This is a genomic window from uncultured Georgenia sp., from assembly GCF_937958535.1.
Lineage (GTDB): Bacteria > Actinomycetota > Actinomycetes > Actinomycetales > Actinomycetaceae > Oceanitalea.
Genome location: NZ_CALGNQ010000068.1, coordinates 1 through 4,345 on the forward strand (window position 1 = coordinate 1; position 4,345 = coordinate 4,345).

Annotated in this window: 1 protein-coding gene and 1 pseudogene; both read left to right on the forward strand. The window is 72.4% G+C overall.

What is annotated here, in order from left to right; genetic code table 11:
* Positions 1–4,182, forward strand: a 4,182-nt coding sequence (locus Q0195_RS04000) for an Ig-like domain-containing protein (protein ID WP_299274882.1), incomplete at its 5' end; no start/stop codon positions are given.
* A 37-nt stretch (positions 4,183–4,219) separates the two neighbouring features.
* Positions 4,220–4,345: pseudogene (locus tag Q0195_RS04005) on the forward strand (ATPase); the annotation flags it as partial.

The following is a 4,345-nucleotide window of genomic DNA, read 5'->3' on the forward strand; positions in this document are numbered from 1 at the left end:
CCCGACTACGACGCCGGCTCCTTCCGCTTCTCGGCCGACTCGGCGCAGACGTACTACCTCACCTACATCGTCGTCAACGACGCCGGGGCGAGCGCCACCGGCCTCATCCGCATCGACGTGCGTGAGCCGGCCGACGCCCCACCGGTGGCGGTCCAGGACGTCGCCCTGCTCCCCGCGGGCGGTCAGGTGCTCGTCGACGTGCTCGCCAACGACGAGGACCCGAGCGGTGAGCTGCTCGCCGTCCGGCAGGTCGACGTGCCGCCGGAGTCCGGTCTCGTCGTCGCCGTGCTCGAGCACCGCCTGCTCAAGATCACTGCCACGCAGGACGTCCAGACCGCCCAGCGCCTCACCTACGAGGTGTCCAACGGATCCGCGAGCGCGACCGGGGAGGTCGTCGTCATGCAGATCCCGCCGGACTCCCTCGCCCAGCCACCCGTCGCCCAGCCCGACGTCACGAACGTGCGCGCCGGGGACTACGTCACCATCCCGGTGCTGTCCAACGACTCCCACCCGGGCGGGGACGAGATCACGCTCGTGCCCGAGCTCGTCGAGGAGCCGCAGGCCGGGCACCTCTTCGCCTCCGGTGACACCCTGCGCTTCCGCGCCCCGGAGCAGCCGCAGACCGTCAACGCCGTCTACGAGATCGTCGACTCGACCGGCCAGCGGGCCTCGGCGCAGGTGACCATCTACGTCCAGGCCGACGACGGCGAACGCAACGCCGCCCCGCTGCCGCTGCCCGTCGAGGCACGTGCCTTCGCCGGGGAACGTGTCCGGATCCAGGTCCCGCTCTTCGGCATCGACCCCGACGGCGACTCCGTCCAGCTGCTCGGCGCCGACCAGGCACCGACGAAGGGCCGCATCGTCGAGGTCGGCCCCACGTACATCGACTACGAGGCCTTCTCCCGGGCGAGCGGCACCGACACCTTCACCTACGCCGTGCGCGACCGGATGGGGGCGTACGCCAGCGCGCCGGTGCGGGTCGCCGTCGTCGCCCCACCCGAGCTCAACCGCGCCCCGCAGGCGGTGGACGACGAGCTCGTCGTCCAGCCCGGCCGCGTCGTCGACTTCGACCCGCTGCTCAACGACACCGACCCCGACGGTGACCCGCTCTACCTCGGCGACCCCGCCTTCGACGCGGTCCCGGACCTCGCGGTGGAGCAGGTCGACAGTGGGACGCTGCGGATCACGACGCCGGAGCAGGAGGGCACCTTCGCCCTGCCGTACCACGTGAGCGACCAGCGCGGCGGCACCTCGACCGGGATCATCACGGTGCACGTGTCCGCCGACGCCGAGCTCCAGCCACCCGTGGCCGTCGACGACCTCGTCCGGACGATCACCATCCTCGACCAGGAACGGGTCTCCATCCCCGTCCTCGACAACGACTTCGACCCCGACGGAACCCGCGACCGGCTCACCGTCGACCTCGTCGACGCGCCCGAGGGCGCCGCCGTCGTCGACCGGCAGGTCCAGGTCGACGTCCAGCCGGGCCGCCAGGTGCTCACCTACTCGGTCACCGACCAGGACGGGCTGACGGCGTACGCCTTCGTCGACGTCCCCGGCCTGGACGACTCCGGTCCGGTGCTGCGGACCGACGCCGAGCCGATCGTCGTCGCGACGGGGGAGACGCGCGAGATCGAGCTGGCCGACTACGTCATCGCGCCGAGCGGCAAGGATGTGCGCCTCACCGACGAGTCCAAGGTGCGGGCGACGAACTCCGACGGGAGCTCGCCCGTCGTCGGCCCGACGACGCTGACCTTCACCTCGGCCCCCGCCTACGCCGGCCCGGCGACGCTGACCTTCGAGGTCACCGACGGTGCGAGTGCGCAGGACCCGGAGGGCCGGACGGCGGTGCTCACCCTCGACATCACCGTCGAGTCCACCGAGAACACCCCGCCCACCTTCGACGGCGCGGCGGTCGAGGTGGCGCCGGCGGAGGCGCCGCAGGTGCTCAACCTGCGCCAGCTGTCCCAGGACCCCGACGCCGGGGACTGGAACCAGCTGCGCTTCGAGCTCGTGCGCGCACCCGAGGGGGTCGACGCGCGCCTCGACGGGCCGAACCTCACCGTCTCGGCCCCCGCCGACACCCCGCGTGGAACGACCGGCAACGTCGAGATCACCGTCTCCGACGGGAAGTCCGAGCCGGTGCCCGGCGTCGTCGAGGTCACCGTCACGGCGTCGAACCGGCGACTGGCGACGGTCAACGACGTCGACCTCGGCGAGCTCGAACAGGGCGAGTCGCGCACCGTCGACGTGCTCCAGGGGGCGTTCAACCCGTTCCCGGGGGAGCCGCTCACCGTCGTCGACGCCGTGTCCGAGACCGGCGGCCCGCCACCGACCATCGACGCGTCCACCGTCACCGTCACCGCCGGGGAGGACTTCGTCGGACGGGCCACGACCCGCTTCTCGGTACAGGACGTCACCGGGGACCGCGAGCGCTTCGTCGACGGACGGATCACCTACTCGGTCATCGGCGTCCCGGAGCGTCCGGCCCCGCCGCGGGTGGTCGAGGTCCGGGACCGCACCGTCGTGCTCAGCTGGTCCGCGCCGGCGGACAACGGTGCCCCGATCACCGGCTACCGCGTCGAGGCCGCCGGGGTGAGCCGGGACTGCCCGACGACGACGTGCACCATCGACGGGCTGACCAACGACGTCGAGTACACCTTCACGGTCGTCGCCGTGAACAAGGTCGGTGACTCCGAGCCGTCCGGGCCCTCGGCGATGGCCCGCCCCGACGTCAAGCCCGAGCGTCCAGCCGCGCCGGTGCTCACCTTCGGCGACGGCGAGCTCGCGGTCGAGTGGGCCACCCCGGAGAGCCGCGGCTCCGCCGTGACGTCCTACGACCTGCAGATCGCACCCTCGCCGGGCGGGGGCCAGATCTCCGTCACCGGCAACTCGCACACGTGGACCGGGCTGCAGAACGGGCAGTCCTACACCGTGCGGGTCCGGGCGCACAACGACGCCCCCGACCCGAGCGAGTGGTCGGAGTGGTCGGCGCCCGAGGTGCCTGCCGGCGTCCCGGACCAGCCGGTCGCCCCGCTCGCGCAACGGGTGGACTCCCCGGTCAGCGCCCAGATCACCGCGTCCTGGGAGGCTCCGGCGGCCAACGGGGACCCGGTCGCCTCCTACGACGTCGTCATCCGCCGGGACGGGGCGCAGTACAAGTCCTTCACCCTCCCGGGCGGGCAGACGTCCTTCACCGAGGACGCCCCCGCGGGCAGCGACTACACGGTCACCGTCGCCGCGACCAACAAGGCCGGCACCTCGCCGGCGAGCCCACCGTCCGCGCCCGTCCGGTCCTTCCTCCAGCCCGACCGGGTCACCGGCGTGACGGCGACGGAGGGCGACCGGCGTGCGACACTGACCTTCGGCGCGCCGCCCGACAACGGCGACCCGATCCGCCGCTACGAGTACCGCATCGGCAGCGGTGCGTGGACCCAGGTCCCGTCGAACCGGGTGGTCACCGGCCTGACCAACGGGTCGAGCTACAGCTTCCAGGTGCGCGCGTGCAACACCTACTGCGGCGAGGCCAGCCCCACGTCGAACACCGTCGTGCCCTTCGGGCCCTTCGGCCAGGCGACGATGAGCAGCCAGCGCCACGGACGCCACGACGGCTTCACCGACGGCGTGAGCGAGCAGCCCGGTGCCACGTTCAGCTGGACCACCCCCGGCGGGAACGGGCGCGAGGTGACGAGCGTCCAGCTGCGCATCGACAACGGGTCCGGCAGCTGGGGCAGCTGGCAGAACGTCCCGGCCAGCGGCAACCGGAAGATCAACGGCGACTGGGAGACGACGTACCGCGCCCAGGTCCGCGCGCAACGGGCCGACGGCGAGGTCCGCACGGCGTCGGCGTCGGTGACCACCATCGACGCGCCGGTGCGCCGCCCGGACCCGGAGCCGCCCGAGCCCAGCGTCACGATGGCCAAGGGCTCGCGTGTCGACGGCGGGTGTCGTTCGGAGTGCCGCCTGCTCGCCGTGGACTACGAGAACCTGCCGTCAGGCCGGTACACGATCTCCTTCGACGCCTCGACAGAGCCCACCAACCCGTGGCGCTCCTACTCCAACGTCCAGCTCTCCGGCTCCGGCCGCTGGGAGTCGAACACGTGGCGCGGGTTCCCGGGCGAACGGGTGACCGTCCGGGTGCGGGGCAACGGGCTCGACCTCACCGACACCCTCACGTGGTAGGACCTGCCACACTCCCCACCTCACACGGAGCAGACGCATGACCATGACCGAGCAGCAGACGACGATGACCCCCGAACAGGCGGCCTGGTTCGCCGACACCTTCGAGAAGATCGTCTCCGCCGTCGGCGTCGCCGTCGTCGGCAAGGCGAACGTCGTCCGGCTC